Annotated in this window: 19 protein-coding genes; 6 read left to right on the plus strand and 13 right to left on the minus strand. The window is 71.7% G+C overall.

Translation table 11 applies throughout. The features are described from left to right. Window positions 1–4: 4 nt before the first annotated feature. Both FDO65_RS18840 and FDO65_RS18845 read right to left on the minus strand, forming a co-directional pair. Window positions 5–598: a hypothetical protein gene (locus FDO65_RS18840; protein WP_137451285.1), complete on the minus strand. Its 594-nt coding sequence runs from the start codon at window positions 596–598 to the stop codon at window positions 5–7. Window positions 599–658: 60 nt separating this feature from the next. Beyond that, on the minus strand, window positions 659–1,492 hold the full coding sequence (locus FDO65_RS18845; protein WP_205850166.1) for a UbiA family prenyltransferase: 834 nt from the start codon (window positions 1,490–1,492) through the stop codon (window positions 659–661). A 108-nt stretch (window positions 1,493–1,600) separates the two neighbouring features. Here FDO65_RS18845 and FDO65_RS18850 point away from each other — a divergent pair, with 108 nt between their 5' ends. From FDO65_RS18850 to FDO65_RS18860, 3 genes are read left to right on the plus strand one after another with little or no spacing between them, the layout of a single operon-like run. Further along, window positions 1,601–2,665, plus strand: a complete 1,065-nt coding sequence (locus FDO65_RS18850) for a type III polyketide synthase (RefSeq protein ID WP_137451287.1) — start codon at window positions 1,601–1,603, stop codon at window positions 2,663–2,665. 7 nt (window positions 2,666–2,672) lie between these two features. Further along, window positions 2,673–3,215: an isoprenylcysteine carboxyl methyltransferase family protein gene (locus FDO65_RS18855; protein WP_137451288.1), complete on the plus strand. Its 543-nt coding sequence runs from the start codon at window positions 2,673–2,675 to the stop codon at window positions 3,213–3,215. Continuing rightward, entirely contained in the window at window positions 3,212–4,246 is a 1,035-nt protein-coding gene (locus tag FDO65_RS18860) for an NAD(P)/FAD-dependent oxidoreductase (protein WP_137451289.1), read from the plus strand. Before FDO65_RS18855 ends, FDO65_RS18860 begins: the two co-directional genes overlap by 4 nt. 19 nt (window positions 4,247–4,265) lie before the next feature. On the opposite strand, the gene FDO65_RS18865 is transcribed toward FDO65_RS18860, so the two are convergent. The 5 genes from FDO65_RS18865 to FDO65_RS18885 form a co-directional block, all read right to left on the minus strand. Further along, window positions 4,266–5,030, minus strand: coding sequence for an SDR family NAD(P)-dependent oxidoreductase (locus FDO65_RS18865; protein ID WP_137451290.1), 765 nt, complete (start codon window positions 5,028–5,030; stop codon window positions 4,266–4,268). Window positions 5,031–5,065: 35 nt separating this feature from the next. Beyond that, on the minus strand, window positions 5,066–6,361 hold the full coding sequence (locus tag FDO65_RS18870) for a glycosyltransferase (protein WP_137451291.1): 1,296 nt from the start codon (window positions 6,359–6,361) through the stop codon (window positions 5,066–5,068). Continuing rightward, entirely contained in the window at window positions 6,358–6,996 is a 639-nt protein-coding gene (locus tag FDO65_RS23160) for a TetR/AcrR family transcriptional regulator (protein ID WP_137451292.1), read from the minus strand. The genes FDO65_RS18870 and FDO65_RS23160 overlap by 4 nt, the downstream gene beginning before the upstream one ends. A 259-nt stretch (window positions 6,997–7,255) precedes the next feature. Continuing rightward, on the minus strand, window positions 7,256–7,633 hold the full coding sequence (locus FDO65_RS18880; protein ID WP_137451293.1) for a hypothetical protein: 378 nt from the start codon (window positions 7,631–7,633) through the stop codon (window positions 7,256–7,258). Between the two features lie 5 nt (window positions 7,634–7,638). Next, window positions 7,639–8,562 carry a LysR family transcriptional regulator gene (locus FDO65_RS18885; RefSeq protein ID WP_137451294.1) on the minus strand — a complete coding sequence of 308 codons (924 nt, stop codon included), beginning with the start codon at window positions 8,560–8,562 and terminating at the stop codon, window positions 7,639–7,641. Between the two features lie 77 nt (window positions 8,563–8,639). Here FDO65_RS18885 and FDO65_RS18890 point away from each other — a divergent pair, with 77 nt between their 5' ends. Next, the gene (locus FDO65_RS18890) at window positions 8,640–9,575 is read left to right on the plus strand and encodes a DMT family transporter (protein ID WP_137451295.1); all 936 of its coding nucleotides are present in this window, start codon (window positions 8,640–8,642) and stop codon (window positions 9,573–9,575) included. Between the two features lie 77 nt (window positions 9,576–9,652). Continuing rightward, window positions 9,653–10,312, plus strand: a complete 660-nt coding sequence (locus FDO65_RS18895; RefSeq protein ID WP_137451296.1) for an HAD family hydrolase — start codon at window positions 9,653–9,655, stop codon at window positions 10,310–10,312. 1 nt (window position 10,313) lies between these two features. On the opposite strand, the gene FDO65_RS18900 is transcribed toward FDO65_RS18895, so the two are convergent. The 5 genes from FDO65_RS18900 to FDO65_RS18920 all read right to left on the minus strand — a co-directional run bounded on the left by FDO65_RS18900 (window position 10,314) and on the right by FDO65_RS18920 (window position 16,728). Continuing rightward, window positions 10,314–11,963, minus strand: a complete 1,650-nt coding sequence (locus FDO65_RS18900) for an ABC transporter permease subunit (protein ID WP_137451530.1) — start codon at window positions 11,961–11,963, stop codon at window positions 10,314–10,316. 169 nt (window positions 11,964–12,132) lie between these two features. Further along, window positions 12,133–13,689, minus strand: a complete 1,557-nt coding sequence (locus FDO65_RS18905; protein WP_137451297.1) for an ABC transporter substrate-binding protein — start codon at window positions 13,687–13,689, stop codon at window positions 12,133–12,135. Continuing rightward, on the minus strand, window positions 13,686–15,044 hold the full coding sequence (locus FDO65_RS18910; RefSeq protein ID WP_137451298.1) for an MDR family MFS transporter: 1,359 nt from the start codon (window positions 15,042–15,044) through the stop codon (window positions 13,686–13,688). Before FDO65_RS18910 ends, FDO65_RS18905 begins: the two co-directional genes overlap by 4 nt. Next, window positions 15,041–15,853: an ABC transporter ATP-binding protein gene (locus tag FDO65_RS18915; protein WP_205850169.1), complete on the minus strand. Its 813-nt coding sequence runs from the start codon at window positions 15,851–15,853 to the stop codon at window positions 15,041–15,043. Before FDO65_RS18915 ends, FDO65_RS18910 begins: the two co-directional genes overlap by 4 nt. Then, window positions 15,850–16,728, minus strand: a complete 879-nt coding sequence (locus tag FDO65_RS18920; RefSeq protein WP_240757715.1) for an ATP-binding cassette domain-containing protein — start codon at window positions 16,726–16,728, stop codon at window positions 15,850–15,852. Before FDO65_RS18920 ends, FDO65_RS18915 begins: the two co-directional genes overlap by 4 nt. A 111-nt stretch (window positions 16,729–16,839) precedes the next feature. On the opposite strand from FDO65_RS18920, the gene FDO65_RS18925 reads away from it, so the two are divergent. Continuing rightward, window positions 16,840–18,114: an alpha-amylase family glycosyl hydrolase gene (locus tag FDO65_RS18925; protein WP_137451299.1), complete on the plus strand. Its 1,275-nt coding sequence runs from the start codon at window positions 16,840–16,842 to the stop codon at window positions 18,112–18,114. Window positions 18,115–18,202: 88 nt separating this feature from the next. Here FDO65_RS18925 and acs read toward each other — a convergent pair whose 3' ends face one another. Continuing rightward, the gene (acs, locus tag FDO65_RS18930) at window positions 18,203–20,182 is read right to left on the minus strand and encodes an acetate--CoA ligase (RefSeq protein WP_137451300.1); all 1,980 of its coding nucleotides are present in this window, start codon (window positions 20,180–20,182) and stop codon (window positions 18,203–18,205) included. Window positions 20,183–20,493: the final 311 nt, after the last annotated feature.

Genomic DNA, 20,493 nt, shown 5'->3' on the forward strand with positions numbered 1-20,493 from the left:
GCGGTCAGATCTCGGCGACCCGGGACACCACCCGGGTCAGCGAGGGCTCCTTCGGCGTGGACCCGGCCCCAAACCGCACGGGCGGGTCCACGGGCCGGAGTTCGCCGAGGTCCTTGCCGTCCAGGTGGACGGTCGCGGCGGTGATGCGGTGCAGGTCGATCGCCGAGTACCACTCGCGGCGCTTCTTGTTGCCGGCACGCGTGCGGACGCCCTTCATGGCCACCCGGGCGACCGGGTCGGTCACCGACGTCCACCACTTGGCCCGGGCCAGCCGACGCGGCACCGCGTACAGCAGCCAGCCGATCGACGGACGGCTGCCGACCTCAAAGGTCAGCACCAGGCCATCGGAGGTGATCTGCCAGGTGCGGCCGTCACGGACCCGCAGCACCGGCGTCACCCGGATCTCGTCGAACGTGTACGTCTCGGCGATGAAGTCGGCGAGTTCCTGGGAGGGGGCGAGCAGGATGCGCTGACCGTCGGGGCGTTCCATCATCACGTCGGTCACCGAGCCGTACGGCGACAGCGGCCACATGCCGACGACGAGCCGGGTCCCCTCTTCGGTCCCGATCCCCGCGATGGCGCCGTCGAACAGCTGCATGCCCTCACCGTAGGCCAGAGGGCCGACAACGAAGGAGTGCCCAGCCGCCGGGCGCCGCGCTCACAGACGACTGACACCCGACAGGGCGAACAGCACCAGATCAGCGGCCGCCACGACCAGGACCAGCAGGAACAACGCCCGTCCGGCGGGCCGACGGGATCCGAGCACGGCGGCCGCCCCGGCCACCGCCGCCAGAGCGACGAGCAGCAGCCACCGCCACCAGGTGGTGGACGCGGCGCCGTCCCAGACGGGGCCGAACAGCACGACGATCGAGCCGGCGAACAGCAGCACGGGGCAGGCGATCGCGGTACCCCGGGCCCCGAGCCGGTGGGGCAGGCCGCGGACGCCGGTGGCCGCGTCGTCGGCCAGGTCGGGCAGGACGTTGGCCAGGTGGGCGCTGGCGCCCAGGACCGCCCCGGCGACCATCGCCCACCCGGGTGGCCAGCGCGGCGGATCCGCGGACAGGGTCGCGACGGCCGGGAGCGCACCGAACGCGACCAGGTAGGGGACGACCGATAAGGCCGTCGCCTTGGCCCCCGCGTTGTAGACCAGCCCGGACACCAGGATGGCCAGCGAGGCCACCGCCCCGGCCGGGCCGAGGAGCAGGGAGAACACCAGGCAGCCGACGGTGGCCGCCGCGGCGGCCAGACCGACCGTGCGGATGCCCAGCGCCCCCCGGGCCACCGGCTTGTCCGTACGGCCGGCGACCTGGTCGCGGCGGGCGTCGATGGCATCGTTCGACCAGCCGATGGCCAGCTGCCCGGTCAGCACCGCCAGCACCACGAGTACGGCGGTCAGTGCGGGCAGGCCGGCGAGCAACGCCAGACCGGCGGACAGCCCGGTGACGGCCGCGGTGGGGACGGGGTGGCAGCTGGCCACCAGGGCACGCAGCATTTCCCTCCCCACCTCCCGTCAAACGCATTCCGGCGCATCGGATTTCGGCTGGTCGTTACGCTCTTCAGATCCCGGACGTTCCGAACTCCTGCACCGTACTGTGGAGAAATGACGTCGCTGGCCGCGGTCCACGGAGTGCTGCCGCCGCACCGCTACCCACAGGACAAGATCACCGAGGCGTTCGCCGAGCTGGTCGGGGTCGGGCCGGACCGGGTGGAGCTGCTGCGCCGGATCCACGCCAACGCCCGGGTCGACAGCCGCTCCCTGGCCCTGCCGTTGGAGCAGTACCGCGAACTGACCGACTTCAGCGCCGCGAACGACGCCTGGATCACCGTCGCCGAGGACCTCGCCGTGCAGGCCATCGAGGGCGCCCTGGCCCAGGCTGGGCTGGCGGCCGACGAGATCGACGTGCTGTTCTCCACCACCGTCACCGGCCTGGCCGTGCCCTCCCTCGACGCGCGGATCGCCCGGCGGCTGGGCCTGCGGCCCGACATCAAGCGGGTACCGCTGTTCGGGCTCGGCTGCGTCGCCGGGGCGGCCGGCATCGCCCGGATGCACGACTATCTCAAGGGCTGGCCGGACCAGGTCGGCGTGCTGCTCTCGGTCGAGCTCTGCTCGCTGACCGTGCAGCGGGACGACACGTCGATGGCCAACCTGGTCGGCTCCGGGCTGTTCGGCGACGGCGCCGCCGCGGTCGTCGCCGTCGGGTACCAGCGAGCCGCCCGCGAAGGGACGGCCGGACCGCGGGTGGTCGCCACCCGCAGCGCGCTCTACCCGGACACCCAGGGCGTGATGGGGTGGGACATCGGCGCCACCGGGTTCCGGATCGTGCTGACCAGCGAGGTCCCGGACCTGGTGCACCGTCACCTCGGCGATGACGTGCGCGCCCTGCTGGCCGACCATGGCCTGACGACCGACGACGTGGCCGCGTGGGTGTCGCATCCCGGCGGCCCGAAGGTCATCGAAGCCATCGAGTCCGAGCTGGGCGTCGGCCCCGAGGCCCTGGAACTGACGTGGCGGTCGCTGGCCGAGATCGGCAACCTCTCGTCGTCCTCGGTGCTGCACGTGCTGCGCGACACCCTGCGGGACCGGCCCCCGTCACCGGGTTCGACCGGGGTGCTGATGGCGATGGGCCCGGGGTTCTGTGCCGAGCTCGTGCTGCTGGAATGGTGACGGCCCGGTGATCGCGTACACGCTGTTCGTGCTGGCCGTCGGGGTCGAGCGGCTGGCCGAGATGGTCGTCTCCAAGCGTCATCTCGCCTGGGCGCTGGCCCGTGGTGGGCGGGAGTACGGCCGCGGGCACTTCCCGCCGATGGTCGCCCTGCACACCGCGCTGCTGCTCGGCTGCGTGGCGGAGGTGTGGCTGCTGGACCGGCCGTTCCTGCCGTGGCTGGGCTGGCCGATGGTCGCAGTCGTGGTCGGCACCCAGGCGCTGCGCTGGTGGTGCATCCGCACCCTCGGCTCGCAGTGGAACACCCGGGTCGTCGTAGTGCCGGGGATGCCGCTGGTCAGCGGTGGGCCGTATCGCTGGTTCAAGCATCCGAACTACGTGGCCGTCGTGCTGGAGGGCATCGCCCTGCCGCTGGTGCACAGCGCGTGGATCACCGCGGTGGTGTTCACGCTGCTCAACGCCTGGTTGCTGCGGGTGCGTCTGGGGGTCGAGAACCGGGCGTTGCTGGATTCCGAGCTGCCCCCGGCCGACCGGTCGGCCGCACCGCGGTGACCGACATCCTGGTGGCCGGGGCCGGTCCGGCTGGCCTGGCCACCGCGCTGCTGGCCGCGCGGGCCGGGTTCGACGTGCGCGTGATCGACCCCCGGGTCGGAGCGGGCGGCGATTCAAGCCCGATCGACAAGGCCTGCGGCGAGGGCCTGATGCCCGGCGCGGTTGCTGCGTTGCGGTCGCTGGGGGTGCGACCGGCGGGGCGGGAGTTCGCCGGGATCGAGTACGCCGACGGCCGGCGACGGGCGGTGGCGGACTTCCCTGCCGGTCCCGGTCTCGGGGTGCGGCGCACGGCGTTGTCGTCGGCGCTGCTGACCGCGGTGGTCGACGCCGGAGTCCCCGTACAGGCCGGCTCGGTCCGGTCGGTCGATCAGGACGACAGCGGGGTCACCGTCGACGGACAGCGATGTCGCTACCTGATCGCCGCCGACGGGCTGCACTCGCCGATCAGCCGCCTACTCGCCCTCGACCGACCGGCCAAGGGGCGGCAGCGGTGGGGGCAGCGGCGGCATTTCGGGGTGGCGCCGTGGAGCGACCGGGTGCAGGTGCACTGGTCGCCGCACGGTGAGGCGTACGTGACGCCGGTGGCCGACGACCTGGTCGGGGTGGCCGTCCTCAGCTCCGAGAAGGTTCCATTCGCCGAGCAGTTGCGGTGGTTCCCCCAGATCGCCGAGCGGGTGGCCGGTTCCGACGGCGGACCAGTGCGGGGCGCGGGCCCACTGCGGCGCCGGACGACGAAGCGCGTCGCCGGGCGGGTACTGCTGGTCGGGGACGCCTCCGGATACGTCGACGCGCTCACGGGCGAAGGTGTCGCCGTGTCGCTGGCCTGCGCACAGGCGCTGGTCGACTGCCTGCACCGGGGACGCCCGCAGGAGTACGAGAAGCGTTGGCGCACGGCCTCCCTGCGGTACCGGGCGTTGACGTCCGGGGTGCTGTGGGCGTCGGGGCGGCCGGTGCTGCGGCGGCGGATCGTGCCGACCGCCGCAGCGTTGCCGTGGGTTTTCCGGGGTGTGGTCGGACAGTTGGCCCGCTAGAGCGACCGTCGCGTCGCGGTCACGACAGGACGGTCACGGTGGGTCCGGCGTCGACGAGGATGGCTTCGCCACTGGGGCGGCGGGGTTCCATGGTCAGCAGGTCGACCGCGGCGCGGGCTACGTCGTCGACGGGGGTCAGCCGGCCGCTGGGGGCGAAACCGGCGGCGAAGCCGTTCTTGTCGTCGGGCGCCCCGCCGGTCAAACGGTCGACCATGGGGGTGTCGATCACCCACGGGCAGAGTGTGTAGACGTCGATGCCGGCGTCGGCGAGCAGGGGCGCGGCGCTGCGGCCGGCGGCCACCACGCCCGCCTTCGCCGCCGCGTAGGGCACGGCGATCGGCACCGGCAGCACGGTGCCGACGAAGGACGCGGTGTTGACGATGACGCCGCCGCTGCGCAGGTGCGTGGAAGCGTGGTGCAGGCCGGACAGCACGCTGGTCAGGTTGGCGTCGACGACCTCGCGGAGGGCCTCGGCGGTCCAGGTGTCCATCGGGCCGATGGGTCCCTCAGTGCCCGCGTTCGAGAACCAGTAGTCGATCGGACCATCGGCTGCGGCGACCCGCGCGAGTTCGGCCACGTCCGCGTCGTTCGTGACGTCGGCGGCGACGAACCGGGCATGACCCCCGGCGTCGGTGATGGCCTGGACGACAGCGGCCCCGCGCTCGGCGTTGCGGCCGGAGACGACGACGTGGGCGCCGGCGGCGGCGAGGCGGTGCGCGATGGCCGCGCCGATGCCGCTGGTGGAGCCGGTGACGACGGCGGTCCGTCCGGTCAGATCGGTCATGGTGCGTTCTCTCCTGTCAAAGGATGGGTGGGTGGTCAGACGGACAAGCTGTGGCCGGCGAGCAGTTTCTCGATGTCCTCGGCGAGACCGGTTGCACCGGGGGCGGTGTCGATAACCGCACCGATGCGCCGGGCGTTCGCCGCGTAGCTGGGGTCGGCCAGGATCCGCTGCACGGCGTCACGGATGGCCGATGCCTTCGGCCGACCGGTGCGGAGGTTGATTCCGACGCCGGCGGCCTGCACCCGGGCCGAGGTCTCGACCTTGTCCTCGGAGTCGCCGGCGATGACGATCGGCACACCGTGTCGCATGGCGTGGTGGAGCCCGCCGTAGCCGCCATTGGTGACCAGCACGCTGGTGCGCTCCAGCAGCTCGTCGTACGGGAGATAACTGGCGGCGAAGGCGTTCGCCGGGAGGGCCGGCAGGGTGTCGACGTCACGTCCGCCGGTGGTGACGGCGACCTGCACCGGCAGGCTGGCCAGGGCGGTGACGGTGGGCAGGATGACCTCGGAGTAGTCGGTGTTGGCCACCGTGCCCTGGGTGACGTGGACGAGCGGGAGTGCCGGGTCGAGCTCGTCGAACCAGGGCGGGGCGGGCGTGGGCTGGCTGGCTGCGGTTGCCATCGGCCCGTAGAAGCGCAGGTCCGGCGGGGCGTCGCTGCGGTGGTACTCGAAGTCCTCGACGGTGAATTGGGCAAGCAGGTCGCTGCGGGAGAGGACGTCCATGAAGAACGCGCCGTCCAGCGGCGGCGCGCCGACGTCGGCGAGGAAGCGGTCGAGCGACTTGTGGACCGGTCGCAGCACGAGCCGGGAGGTGCGGCTCAACAGGCGGTTTCGCATCCGGTTGAGCGTGGGCTGCCGGAGCGGCGTGATGCCGAGGCCGTACGGGGCGGTGTCGCGGCTGGAGAACCCGGCCGGTCCGATGCCGCACAGGACGGTGAGCGGACGCTCGGCCCGCGGTCGCCCGAAGAGGGTTTGGACGCCCAGGAAGGTCATGTCGTGCAGGACAACGTCGGCCGGTTCGCCGCGTAGGAGCTGTTCCAGGCAGGCGGCGGCGGGCCCGGCCGGGTCGACGAAGGCCCGCTCGACGCCCCGGTTGATGGTGGCCAGACCTCGTTCCCGTTTCTCGTCGCCGGCGCCGATCGAGTCGAGGGTGTCGGCCTCGGCCGGGAGGGGGACGAAGGGGATGCCGGCTCGGGTGACCATCGGTTCGTAGCGGGCACCGGTGAGCATCCGGACGCGCCACCCGCGGCGGTGCAGCTCCTGGGCGACGACGAGCAGCGGGCCGACGTGGCCGACGGCGGGCATGCTGCAGAGCAGGGCGGATCGGGTCATGGGGTGGCTCCCAGGTGGTCGGCGAGGCGACCGAGCTGCCCGGTCAGCCAGGTGCGGTAGGCGGCGATGTCCCAACCGCGGGTGACGGTGAGGTGGGTCCAGGGGTCGGGACCGGTGAGGAGGCCGAGCACGTCGGCGGCGCCGTCGAGCTGGTCATCGCGGATGCGACCGCGCTGGAGGAACCAGCCGGCGGCAATGGTCATGTCGCGGTGGCGGCGCTTCTCGAGGTCGAGATAGGCGGCCCGGACCAGGGTGTCGCTGTCGGCCGCCGCGTACATCGCGCGCACGATCGCCGCCGACCGCTGATTGGCGGCGATGAGAAAGTCGACGTACCGGGCGATGGCCAGGTCGGTGTCGGGTTCGCTCATGATCGCGACCAGTTCCGGTCGTTCGGTGAGCGAGTGCCGGCCCTCGTCGCCGGCGAACGAGCGCTCGACCGCGGCGATCAGCAGCGCGTGCTTCGGTCCGTTCAGATGGACCGTCGGCACCGAGACGCCCGCCGCGGCGGCGATGGCTTTGGTCGAGGTGGCCACGTAGCCGTCACGGATGAACAGCCGCGCGGCCGACTCGACGATGGTGATGCGAGTCGCGGCCGCCTCGGCCTGCCGTTGCGGGGAGTGGTAGCTACGAGGCATTCCGGGCGGCCTCGTTCCCGGACGACGAACCCCGGCGGGGTGCGGCTCGCTGGGGGCGCATCGGACCCGCGGTGGACAAGGCAGTCGCGCACCGCATGGGACCTCCCCCGGCCGGATCGAGTCGACCTCCGGGATCGGGGCCGCCCCGTCAGATTCCGTTATAGCGGCGCTCTAGTCAATACAGATCGGCCGTTGGCGCCCAGATGAGGGATCGGCCACCGTCGCGGTGCTCGCGGGGGATAACCACTGGAGTAGAGATTCAGGCCCCCGGCACGCCCCAGAAGTCGCGCAGGTCCCTTCCGACCCCGTAGTCACCCGGTACCGACGCCTGCAGCCGGTGGTCCGGCCGCCGGCCACCGTCGGGCGGGACGACCCGGCCGATTCCCGGTCCACGACGTGACCGGGCCAGCTGGCGGGGGCTGCCCTCCCGGACGTACACGGCGGCCAGCGCGCACGCCTCGCCGATCATCATGCTGCGACCCGTCGCCGTGGACGGGCCGTCGCTCAGCAGCCAGTCGGCGACCGCACAGACACGGACCAACTCGTCGTCGGTACACGTGAGGATCCATTCCGCAGTGGCCGCCTCGCCGTACCGGTCGAGAGCCTCGGCGACCATGTCCACGCCCGTCGTCAGCACGATCGTCACGGTAACGGCGCCGCTGTCCGGTCGGCGGCCGCCGCCCGCATCGCATCGGCGACCGCCGCGATCGCCGGCGTCCGTGCGGCCCGGGTCGAGAGGAAGACCTCACGTCCCACCGGCCCTCGCTCCACCGGCCGGGTCACCACCCCGGGCGCCGGGTGGTGGGCGAGCACGAGATCCGGGAGCAGCGCGACGGCTCCCGCGGTGCGGACCAACTCGATCTGGGTGAGGAAGTCGTCCGAGCTGTACCGCAGGTCAGGCTCAAAGCCGCCGGCCTCGCGGCAGGCGCGCACCACCATCTCGCGGTGACCGGTTCCGGGTTGCGACGCCACCCATGTCGCCGCGGCGAGTTCCGCCAGGGGCACCCGTGCGCGGTCCGCCGCCTCATGGCCCAGCGGCAGTACCAGCCGATTCTGTTCGCGCAGCAACGGTTCCCGGACGAGGTCGTCGTGCACGGCGAGCGGATGGCCTTCGTACTCGTCCCCGACCACCGCATCCAACTGCTGCAGGCGCAGCGCGGGCGCCGCCAGTTCCACGTCGATCTCGGTGGCCTCCACCCGGATGGCCGGATGCTCCCCCAGCACCGAACGGATCGCCGGCACGACGATGCTCAGGAACGCCGACTGGAAGGCGGCCACCCGCACGACCCCGGCCGGCCGGCCGGCGGCGACCGAGGCCAGTTCGGCCTCCGCCGCCTCCACCCCGGCGAGCAGGGACGCGGCGTGCCGCACCAACACCGCACCCGCGTCGGTCAGGCGCACGTTGCGGCCCACCCGTTCCAGCAGCGGAGCACCGGCCTCGCGCTCCAGGACGGCGAGCTGCTGGGAGATGGCGCTCGGCGTGTAGCCGAGCGACCGGGCCGCCGCGTGGACGGTGCCGCGGCCAGCCACTTCGCGGAGCAGTCGCAGGCGGTGCAGGTCCAGCATCTGTTCACCATAGCTACACGATCACGTACACCAACTGGAGATGGACGTGAACGTTGTGGCGCGCCGATGATCACCGCGTGGGAACCGCTCTCTGCCTGTTGTCCGCCGTCGGCTTCGGCGTCATGGCCGTCTTCGGCAAGCTCTCGTACGACGCCGGGGCGTCCGTCGACATGGTGCTGCTGGCCCGATTCGGGATTGCCGGGGCGGTGCTGCTGGCCGTGGCGGCGGCACGACATGCCTTTCGGGGCCTGACCGTCCGGCCGGTGGTCACCGGGTTGGCCATGGGCGCGATCGGCTACGCCCTGCAGGCCGGCTTCTATTTCGCGGCCCTGACGCGTGTCGACGCCTCGCTGGTCGCGCTGATCCTCTACGTCTATCCGGTGCTCGTCATGGCCGGCGCGATCGCACTGCGCCGTGAACGGGCCTCGGTGCGCCGGTGCGTCGCCCTGGTGGTCGCCCTGACCGGCATCGTCCTGGTGCTCGCCGGCGCGAGTGCAGGCCAGATCGACGCCCTCGGAGCCCTTCTCGCCCTGGGATCGGCGCTGACGTACACCGTCTACATCCTGGTCGGTGACCGCCTCACCGCCGACGTCCCGGCGCTGCCGTTGTCCGCGCTGGTCTGCTGCGGAGCGTTCGGCACGTTCCTGATCATCGGAACCACCGGCCACACCGTCGATCTCGCCATCGCGCCGGTCGGCTGGCTGTGGTTGACGGCGATCGCACTGATCAGCACCGTGGCCGCCGTGCTGTGCTTCTTCGCCGGCCTGGCCCGCGTCGGTCCGTCCAAAGCGGCCATCCTCTCCATCCTCGAACCGGTCGTCACCGTGGGATCGGCGGCCCTCGTCTTCGGCGAGTCGATGGGCCCCGCCCAGTGGTGCGGCGGGCTGCTGGTCCTGGGTGCTGTCGTCATCGTGCAGTGGAAGCGGCGGTCGCGTCCGGTGGCGACCGACCCGGTCACCACGGCGAACGGTCCGGCTGCGATCCCCGCCCGGTGCGCCGCCGCCGAGGGGTGAGGCCGGTTCACCCGGGTACTTCTCTCCCCGTTCGCGACGGACATCCCCTCGTGGACGGCTTGGAAAGGAGGCCCCCCGTGGCCGATATCGCGATCTTCGACGTCGACGGCACCCTGGTCGACAGCAACTACCAGCACGCGCTCGCCTGGTACCGGGCGTTCCGGCGCTACGACATCACCCTGCCGCTGTGGCGCATCCACCGGGCGCTCGGCATGGGCGGTGACCAGCTGGTCGGCGCGGTCGCCGGCGACCGGGTCGAGGAGGAGCACGGCGACGACCTGCGGGACGCCTGGCTGGAGGAGTTCGATCCGCTGCTGCCCGAGGTGGCCCCGATCGAGGGCGCCCGCGACCTGCTCGTCGAGGTCAAGCGACGCGGATTCCGCCTGGTGCTAGCCAGTTCCGGCGAGGAACGCATCGTGAAGGCGTTCCTCGAGCTGTTCGACGGGGAGGCACTCGCCGACGCGTGGACGACGTCCGCCGACGCCGAACACAGCAAGCCCGCAACGGATCTCGTCGAGACCGCGGTGCAGAAGGTCGGCGGCGGCTCGGGCGTCATAGTCGGCGACGCCACCTGGGACTGCATCGCCGCCGGCAAGCTCGGCTTCCCCACGATCACCGTGCAGACCGGCGGGTTCTCCCCGGACGAGCTCCGGGAGAGCGGGGCCATCAAGGTCTACGACTCCCTGGTCGAGCTCCGGGAGAACCTGGACGACACCCCGCTACGGGCGGCCGACTGAATCACCGGCGGCGCAGCGAACCGAGCGAGGACACCGACACCGCCAGCACCGACACCGCGATCAGCGCACCGATCGGGGCGATCACCACCCACGGGGCCCGCTCGACGTAGGCCATGCCCTCGGACAGCACGAGGCCCCAGTTCGGCGACGGCGGCTGCGATCCCAACCCGAGGAAGCCGAGAGCGGCCAGGGCCAGGGCAATCCCGGGCAGCCGCAGCAGGCCGTGCCGGGTGACCGGCCCGACCACGGTCGGCAACACGGAGGTGAACAGGATGCGGGCCCGCCCGACCCCGAGCACGGGCAGGATCCGCACGTACGGCTGAGCTTTTGCCTCCGACACCAGGGCGGCGGTGTGCGCGGCCAGCGGGGACCAGCTCACCAGCGTCACCGCGATCGCCGCGCCGAACGGGCCGGCGCCCAGCACCGCCGCGACCAGCAGCCCGGTGATGATCGGCGGGGCCGCGTTGGCGACCTCGATCGGACCGGCCACGAGCCGCGGCATCAGGCCGAGCAGCAACCCGATGACCGTGCACAGCATCGCGACGACCACCGCCAGGCCGACCGTGGAGACGGCCCCGTGGGCCACCCGGGCCAGCAGGTCACGGCCGCTGGCGTCCGCGCCGAACGGCAGGTCGGCGCTCGGCGGCGCCAGCCGCGGCCACGCCGACGTCAACGGATCCCGGCCCAGACCCGCGACCACCATCACCACGAGCGCGGCCAGGATGACCGCGGGCCCGATCCACTGCCGCCGGGCGGGGGAGCGCACCGCCGGCGGGACCGGGAGGTCACCGGCCGACAGAGCCCGGCCGAGCAGGAGCCGCCGGCCCACCTCGGCGACGACTCCGAAGCCGACGCCGAGCAGCAGAAGGAGTAGCACGGCGGCCTGCAGGGCCGGCAGGTCCTGCGCGTTCGCGGCGCCGAGTGCGGCCCGGCCCAGACCCGGGATGGCGAAGACGACCTCGACGGCGACGGCGCCGCCGGTGATCGCCACCATCACCAGCCCGACCTGGGGCAGCAGTCCGGGCAGCGCCCGGCGCAGTACCGCGGCGGTGATGGCCGGTCGCGAGAACCCGGCGACCGCCCAGGTGATCACCCACCGCTCGGTGAAACTGGTCGTCACGGCGTCCGCGGCCAGCCGGCCGACGAGTCCGCCGGCCGGCAACCCCAGGGCCAGCGCCGGCAGCACCGCGTACTGCACACCGGACCAGCCGTACGGCGGGAACCAGCCCAGCCAGACGGCGCCGACCAGCAGCAGGACCGAGGCCAACAGGAACTCCGGCACCGCGGTGAGGGTGGCCGCGACCAGGCCGGACGTCCGCCCGGCCCGGCCCCGCACCCCGGCGACCACCGCCGGCAGCACGATCAGCGTCGCGACGAGCAGAGCGACGATCACGGCGAAGCCCATGACGGTCAGCGAGACCCCCAGAGCCGACAGCATTCCCGGCAGGACCGGGTTGCCGGAGATCCACGAGTTCCCGAAGTCGCCGTGGAGCAGTCCGGACGCCCAGTGGGTGAACGACCCCCACGGCCCGGCACCGAGGCCCAGATCGGCGCGAATGGCGGCCAGCGCCTCCCCGGTGGCCTCCTGCTCGGCGGACCGGGCCCGCAGGATCGTCTGCGCCGGGTCACGACCGGAGAACCACGGCAGCATGCCGACGACCGCCAGCACCCCGAGCACCGTCGCCACCCGGGATGCCGGCGCGATCCACCGCCCCCACGTCCGCCCGGGACCACCCGGCCGACGGGCACCCCTGGACACCGGCACCGACCCCGGCGCTTCCGCCGTCGCCGTCCGACCCTCGGGGTGCCCGCCGCTCACGTCAGCCGACCTGGGTGTCGGCGGTGATCAGGGTGCGCTCCCGCGGGTCGCGCGCGGCGCCGGTGACGTTCGCCTGCTCGCCCTGGATGACCCGCTCGTGCAGCATCGGCACGGCGGCATCGGTGTCCAGGATGAGCTTCTCGGCCTGCAGGATCGCCGCCCGACGCTCACCACCGGCCGGGATGGCCGCGGCGGTCTGCAACGCCTGGTCGACGTTCGGGTCGCACAGCTGCGAGATGTTGAACGACCCCTCACAGGAGAAGTCGGAGTACATGTAGGCGGCCGGGTCACCGGAATCCAGCACGGTCGCCCGCGACAGGATGAACGCGTCGAAATTGCCGGCCAGCGCGTCCTTCTCGATGTAGCTGTACTCGCGGATCACCTGTTCTACCTCGAAACCGGCGGCCTCCAGCTGCTGTTCGAGCTGCACGGCGACCTCGGGCAGTTCGGCCCGGTCGGTGAACGTGCCGAGGGTGATCTTCGGCCTGGTGGTGGCGATGTCGGTGGCCGCCGCGGTCGGCGTGCGCTCCGGACGGTCGGCCGACCAGGGCAGCGCCGGACCCAGCAGGCCCTTGGCGACGTCGGCCCGGCCCTCGTAGACCTGGTCGACGATGACGGACGGGTTGATCGCCCGCCGGGCCGCCGCGCGGACGGCCGGGTCGGTGAAGACGCCCTTCTCCGTGTTCAGGTACAGCGTATTGGTGCGCGGCATCGGCACCTCGTGGATGAGAGCCGGGTCGACCACCGCGGCCTGAGCCACCGGGACGGCCTCGACCACGTCCGCGGTGCCGGTGCGCAGTGCGGCCGCGCGCGCGGTGCCGTCCGGGACGAAGCTGGCGTCGATACCGGCGGCCTTGGCCTTCTCGCCCCAGTAGCCGTCGAAACGGTTCAGGGTGGCGGTGCTCGTGCCGTCGACCGCGACCAGCTCGAACGGGCCGGTGCCGTTGCCGATCGGATCGACCGGCCCGCCGGTGTACGCGTCCGGCGACAGGATCGACAGCTGCGGGCTCGAGAGTCGTTGCGGGACCAGTGGGTCCTTCTTGCCGGTGGTCACCGTGACGGTGCCCGGCGCGTCCGAGGTGACGGTGAGGTCGACGCCGTCGAGGATGCGGGGCTTGGGCGACGCCTTCGTCGCGGCGGTCAGCGCGGTCACCACGGACGCGGCGTCGAAGTCGTTGCCGTCATGGAACTTCACGCCCTCGCGGAGGGTGAACCTCCAGGTGGTGTCGTTCACCTGCTCCCAGGAGGTCGCCAGAGCCGGCTGGGCGTCGCCGTTCTCGTCCAGCACGACCAGCGTCTCCGCGATCGACAGCCGGGACAACTTGAAGGCGTCGTCGCTGAACTGCGACAGGTTCGACCGGGGCGGCTGCATGAAGGCGACCCGTACCCGGGCGTCGGAGGAACCGCCGGAGGTGGCCTCCACGGACGCGGTCGGCGACGAGGCGGTGGAGCCGCCGGTCCCGGCGAAGCAGCCGGTGAGCAGGAGGGTGCCGGTGACGACGCCGACGCCGGTGGTGGCCAGTCGGCGGCGGGTGGTGCGGGGCGGGCTGTGGATCATGGCTGTCCGTTTCTCTTCGGCGTGCTGACGGGGTCGAGAAGTGGGGCGGGGGCGGACGTCGCCACCGCGCGGGAGGTCGAATCGGCCCGGCCGGTGCGGAACAGGACCGCCATGACGACGGCGCTCAGGGCGGGGAACAGGGCCATCAGCCACCAGGCGGTGCCGGCCCCGACGACAGGCTGCCGTGCGTGGTCCAGGAAAGGTCCGACGACGAACGACCCGAGCAGGACGGCGACACCGCCGGCGGTGGCCAGCAGGCCGTACCAGGCACCGGACGGCTGGTTCCCGGCGAACCGGCCGACCTGGTCCATCGCCACCGGCACCACGGTCATCTGCCCGAGCGTCAGCAGCACCACCCAGGTGATGGCGGGCCACAACGCGATCTCGCCCGGTGTGTGCGGCGCCCACACGGCGACGACGACGAAACCGGCGACCATCAGACCGAACCCGACCGGCAGCGACCAGCGGGTCGGCAGCCGCCGGGTCAGCGCGGCGATCGGCAGCTGGGCCACGATGATCAATACCGCGGCCAGCAGGAACAGTCCGGGCAGGGCCGCCGGCCCGGCGCCGACGCGGTCCAGTTCCACCGGCAGACCCACGTACAGCTGGTTGTAGCTGAGCAGGTAGCTGCTGTAGGCCAGGCAGAACAGCAGGAAGCGCCGGTCCCGCAGGGCCACGCGCCAGGACGCGGGCACCGCTGTCGCGTCGGCGCCCGTCGGCCGTGAGCGTGGCGACCGGAGCGGCGGACCGGGCGGCAGCACCCGGTACAGCGCCACTCCGACCACCGCGAACAGCGCGGCGCCGGCCAGCGCCACAGTGGTGAAACCGTGGACGAGCAGCACCCCGCCGAGCACCGGCCCGAGAACGGCTCCCACCTCGCCACACACGGCCAGCAGGGCGAACAGGCGGTCCCGTGTCGGGGTCCTCCGCAGGCCCGTCGAGTCCTGCGGCTCGGCGTCGTCTGCCCGACCCTTGCTGGCCAGCAACGACTCCAGCGCCGGGGAGAACAGCGCGCCACCGATCCCGGTGAGCACGGCGGCGACGATCATCCACGAGACCGAGCCGGCCATTGCGAGAGCGACGTAGCCGATGGTGCGGACGACTGTCCCGGCCACCATCACCCGGCGGGCCCCGTATCGGTCGGCCAGCGCGCCGCCGACGACGAACATGCCCTGCTGGCTGAACGTCCGGACGGCCAGGGTCACCGCGATGGCCGTGCCGGAGGCCGCCAGACCGTCGTGCAGGCGGACGGCGATGAACGGGACGACCCCGTAGAAGCCGACGTTGAAGGCGAACTGGGTCGCGAGCAGGGTGCGGACGACCGCGGTCGACCGCTCGGGAGCGCGGGTGGTCATGCCGTGAGCAGCCGCGGGATGCTGCCGAGCAGGCGCCGGGTCTCCGGATGTGTGGGGCGGGTCAGCAGGTCGGACGTGGTGGCGTCCTCGACGATGCGACCTTCCGACATCACGACGCAGCGATCGCACAGTCGGGAGACGACCGACAGGTCGTGGGTGACGATGATCAGGCCGGTCTGCACGGTCGCGCACACCTGCTCGAGCACGGCCAGCACCTGTTGGCGCAGCGGCAGATCCAGGCCGCTCACCGGTTCGTCGGCGAGGATCATCCGGGCGCCGGGGGCGAGGGCACGGGCGATGGCCACCCGCTGGCACTGACCGCCGCTCAGCTCGTGGGGCCGGCGGAGCAGGAACGTCTCGTCCAGACCCACCGCGGCCAGCACCTGGGCGACCCGGGCCCGGTGATCGACGTCGACGTGCAACCGGCGCAACGGTTCGGCGACCAGGTCGGCCACCCGGCGCCGGGGGTCGAGGGAACCGGCCGGATCCTGGGGGACGTACTGCACCTGCTGCCGGTACCAGCGCAGGTCACGGACCCCGCCGGGCGCGATCGGACGGTTGTCGTAGACGATCTCGCCGGCGTCGGCGGACTCCAACGCCAGCAGCAGGCGCAGCAGCGTGGACTTGCCCGATCCGGAGGATCCGACGATCCCGACCCGCTGCCCCGGGTCGACCCGTAGATCCACCCCGTCCAGGGCGACGACGGACTGCTGCCGGCCGGCCGGGGCCCGATAGACGCGTCGCAGACCGTTGACCCGGAGAACGCCGCAACCGGGGGCTGTCTGGTCGGTCACGAAGTCGGTTCTCACGATGCCCACCTCGTCGCGGCGACGAGGTCGCGCTCGATGTCGTGCGCGGAGTCGATGAGCCGCCGGGTGGCGGGATGGCCGGGCGCGGCGACGATCTGGGCGGCCGGTCCGCGTTCGACGACGACACCGGCGTCCATGACCGCGATCTCGTCGCACAGCGACGCGGCCACCGCGATGTCGTGGGTGATGAACAGCAGCGCCGGCCCGCCTGCCCCACCGGTGCGCTGCCGCAGCAGTTCCAGCACCGCGGCCTGGGTGACGACGTCGAGGGCGGTGGTGGGTTCGTCGGCGACCAGCAGCCCGACCTCACAGGCCAGCGCGAGAGCCAGGCAGACGCGCTGCCGCTGCCCTCCGGACAGTGCCCCGGGATGCGAGCGCAGGATAGGCTCCGGGTCGTTCAGGCCGACCCCGCGGAGCAGCAGGTCGACCTCCGCCGCGGCCGCGGCCCGGGACAGGCCCCGGCGCCGCAGCGGTTCCCGCAGCTGACGGCCGATCCGCGCCATCGGATTGAGGGCGGTGGCCGAATCCTGGACCACCAGCCCGACCCGGGCGGCGGCGGCCCGGCGGGCGGCCGGTCGGTGCAGGACCTCGGTTCCGCCGACCTGGACCGACCCGTGCGCGCGGGCGATGGGCGGCAGGCAACCGGCCACGGCCGCCGCGGTCAGGCTCTTGCCGGAGCCGGACGCGCCCAGCAGCGCCAGGCGTCCACCCGCCCGGATGTGCAGGTCGACGCCGGCGACCGGGGTCGCCGAGCCGAGCCGGACGGTCAGGTCGGACACCGACAGCGCCGGTGGATCCGCCAGTGTCGTCGCGCCCGAGAGGCGTTCTGCCCGCTGGTCATTCGTTCGGGGAGCACGGTCGGATCGCTGCGGCACGGCACGATAGTACCTAATCGGAGTCATTATCATTTTCACTAGCACTGCGAACGACATTCATACCGGGTGGCGCACCGCGTCCGGGTCGCCCGGGAGGGGCACCATCAGCCCATGGACTCCTGGACCGAGCACGTCATCTGGTGGCACGTCTACCCGCTGGGCTTCGTCGGCGCCGAGCCCACTGCCGACGCCGGCACCCCGGTCACCCACCGGCTGGACCGGCTGCACGGCTGGCTCGACCACGTCATCAGCCTGGGCGCCAACGGTTTGGCCCTCGGGCCGATCTTCGCGTCCGAGACCCACGGATACGACACCCGCGACTACCTCACGCTGGATCCGCGGCTGGGCGACGACGACGACTTCGATGCCCTCATCTCGGCCTGCCGGGAACGGGGCATCCGCGTGCTGCTCGACGGGGTCTTCAACCATGCCGGACGCAGCTTCCCGCCGGTCGCTGAGGCCATCGCCGCCGGACCGGGTGGTCCGGCGGGACAGTGGATCCGCTGGAGCGGTGAGCACCCCTACGCGTTCGAGGGCCACGAGCCCCTGGTCACCCTCGACCACGGCAACCCCGCCGTGCAGGACATGGTCGTGGAGGTCATGAACCACTGGCTCGACCGCGGCATCGACGGCTGGCGGCTCGACGCCGCTTACGCCGTTCCGGCCGAGTTCTGGGCGGCAGTCCTGCCCCGGGTCCGCGAACGACACCCGGACGCGTGGTTCGTCGGCGAGATGATCCACGGGCCCTACGACGAGTACGTCGCCGCATCGACCCTCGACTCGATCACCCAGTACGAGCTGTGGAAGGCCACCTGGTCCTCGCTGCGGGAACGCAACCTGTGGGAGCTCGACTGGACCGTCCGTCGGAACGACGAGTTGCTCAGCGCGTTCGTGCCGATGACCTTCGTCAGCAACCACGACGTCACCCGGGTCGCGGGACAGATCGAGGACCACCGGCATCGCAGCCACGCCGCCGCGTTGCTGCTCTTCCTGCCGGGGGTCCCCAGCATCTACTACGGCGACGAGTTCGGCTTCGACGCCGTCAAGGAGGACCGACCCGGTGGCGATGACGCCGTCCGCCCCGAGATGCCCTCCACACCAGCAGAAGTCGCCGACGATGACGGTCTGCGGTCGGTCTACGAACGGCTCATCGGCGTCCGCCGTCGGCACCCCTGGTTGTTGCGCGCACACGTCGAGATGCAGGACCTCGCCGACGAGCGCGCCCGGCTCCGGGCGACGTCAGCGGACGGTCAGAGCCTCGTACTGGCGCTCAACCTGGCCGAGGAGCCCTACCCGGTGGGCGATCTCGGTGAAGTGGTGGAGACATTGAGCCCGCTGGACGGCGAGGCACTGCCCCCGCACTCCTGGTCGATCCACGCGGGGTGACCGGGCGCGGCACCGGCGCGGTTCTGGCGGGAAACAGCCGGTGAGCGGCTGTTTCCCGCCGGAACGCGAGCCCGGGCGGTCGACGATGTCAGTCGTCGTTCTTGTTGCCGCCCAGGCCTTGGGAGATGAGGTTCAGGACGGTGGGGTCCTGCAGGGTGGTGGCATCGCCCGTGGCGCGGTTCTCGGCGATGTCACGCAGCAGGCGGCGCATGATCTTGCCGGACCGGGTCTTGGGCAGTTCGGGGACGACCAGGATGCGCTTGGGTTTGGCGATCGGACCGATCTCCTTGGCCACGTGGTTGCGCAGCTGCTGCACCAGCGCGTCCCCATCGTCGACCGCTCCGCCGCGCAGGATGACGAACGCGACGATCCCCTGCCCGGTCATGTCATCCGCGGCGCCGACCACGGCGGCCTCGGCGACGGCCTCGTGGGACACCAGCGCGGATTCGACCTCGGTGGTCGAGATCCGGTGTCCGGAGACGTTCATGACGTCATCGACCCGCCCCAGCAGCCAGATCGCCCCGTCGTCGTCGTACTTCGCCCCGTCCCCGGCGAAGTAGTAGCCCTGGTCGGCGAACCGCGACCAATACGTGTCGCGGAAGCGTTCGTCATCGCCGTAGATGGTGCGCAGCATCGACGGCCACGGCTTGTCGATGACCAGATACCCACCCTGACCATGCCCCACCGGCCGGCCCTCGTCGTTGACGATCTTCGCCGAGATCCCCGGAATCGGGGTCATCGCCGACCCCGGCTTGGTGTGCGTCACCCCCGGCAACGGGGAAATCATGATCGCCCCCGTCTCGGTCTGCCACCACGTGTCCACGATCGGGCACCGCTCCCGCCCGATGTTGACCCGATACCACATCCACGCCTCCGGGTTGATCGGCTCACCCACCGACCCCAACACCCGCAAACTGGACAGATCAAACCTGGCGGGGATGTCGGCGCCCCACTTCATGAACGTCCGGATCAACGTCGGCGCCGTGTAATAGATACTGACCTTGTACTTGTCGATGATCTGCCAATGCCGCGACTCATCCGGCGTGTTCGGCGTCCCCTCATAGATCACCTGCGACGCCCCGTTGGCCAGCGGCCCGTACACGATGTACGAATGCCCGGTCACCCACCCGATATCAGCGGTGCACCAATACACATCCGACTCAGGCTTGAGGTCGAACACCACCCGGTGCGTGTACGCGGCCTGCGTCACATACCCACCCGAGGTGTGCAGGATCCCCTTCGGCTTGCCCGTCGTCCCCGAGGTGTACAGGATGAACAACGGCTGCTCGGCATCGAAGATCTCCGCCTCATGCTCGGTGGGCTGAGAGTCCACCAGCTCGTGCCACCACACATCCCGCTGCTCGTTCCACGTCACGTCGCCGCCGGTGCGCCGCACCACCAACACCTTCTCCACCGGTGACCCGTCGGCCTGCACGGCCTCGTCGACGGCGTCCTTCAGGTTCACCGCCTGCCCGCGCCGGTACTGACCGTCCGCGGTGATCACCACCTTCGCCGCCGCGTCCCCGATCCGCGACCGCAACGCCTCCGCCGAGAACCCCGCGAACACCACCGAATGCGCCGCCCCCAGCCGGGCGCACGCCAACATCGCCACCACCGCCTGCGGGATCATCGGCAGATAAATCGCCACCCGATCCCCCGCCGACACCCCCAAACTCGTCAAAGCATGCGCAGCCTGCGCCACCCGCCCCTGCAAATCCGCATACGTGATCTGTTCGGAATCCCCCGGCTCACCCTCCCAGAAAATCGCCACCCGATCCCCATGACCGGCCTCCACATGCCGGTCCACACAATTGACCGCCACATTCAACCCACCACCCACGAACCACCGCGCATGCGGCCGATCCGACCAATCCACCACCGCACCAAAATCCCGACCCCACGACAGGGCCCGCGCCTGCTCAGCCCAGAACCCCTCGGGGTCCGCCGCCGCGCGGTCGTAGATCCCGGGGTCAGCGTGGTCGGCGACGGCGGCCGGGGGTGGGAACGAGCGACCCTCCACCGAGAGGTTGTCCAAGGTCGCCGATTCCGCGGTGCTACTGGTGGTCATTGCATGTCTCCTCTGACGACGGTGTCATAAGCAGGCCGAACTCAACCGGGCGTCGATGCGTCCGGCCGTGAACGCCTCACCGTAGGGAGCGGACGTTGCATCCGCGCTGCACGTCATGCGTCGACGTTGCCGCGGGGGACCGTTTCGGCGAGCTCCGGCGATCGAGCGAGAGACGTTCCGCCGACGGTGATCCCGGAGTCTGCCGGCTGGCCAGTACCCACTCCCCGTCACTCGTCCGAAGCGATGCGGTGTCGACGGGGTCACGTCCGGACAGGGTTGAGATGACCCTGTCGATGAGGTAAGCCTTACCT

Source organism: Nakamurella flava (assembly GCF_005298075.1).
Classification (GTDB): Bacteria; Actinomycetota; Actinomycetes; order Mycobacteriales; family Nakamurellaceae; genus Nakamurella; species Nakamurella flava.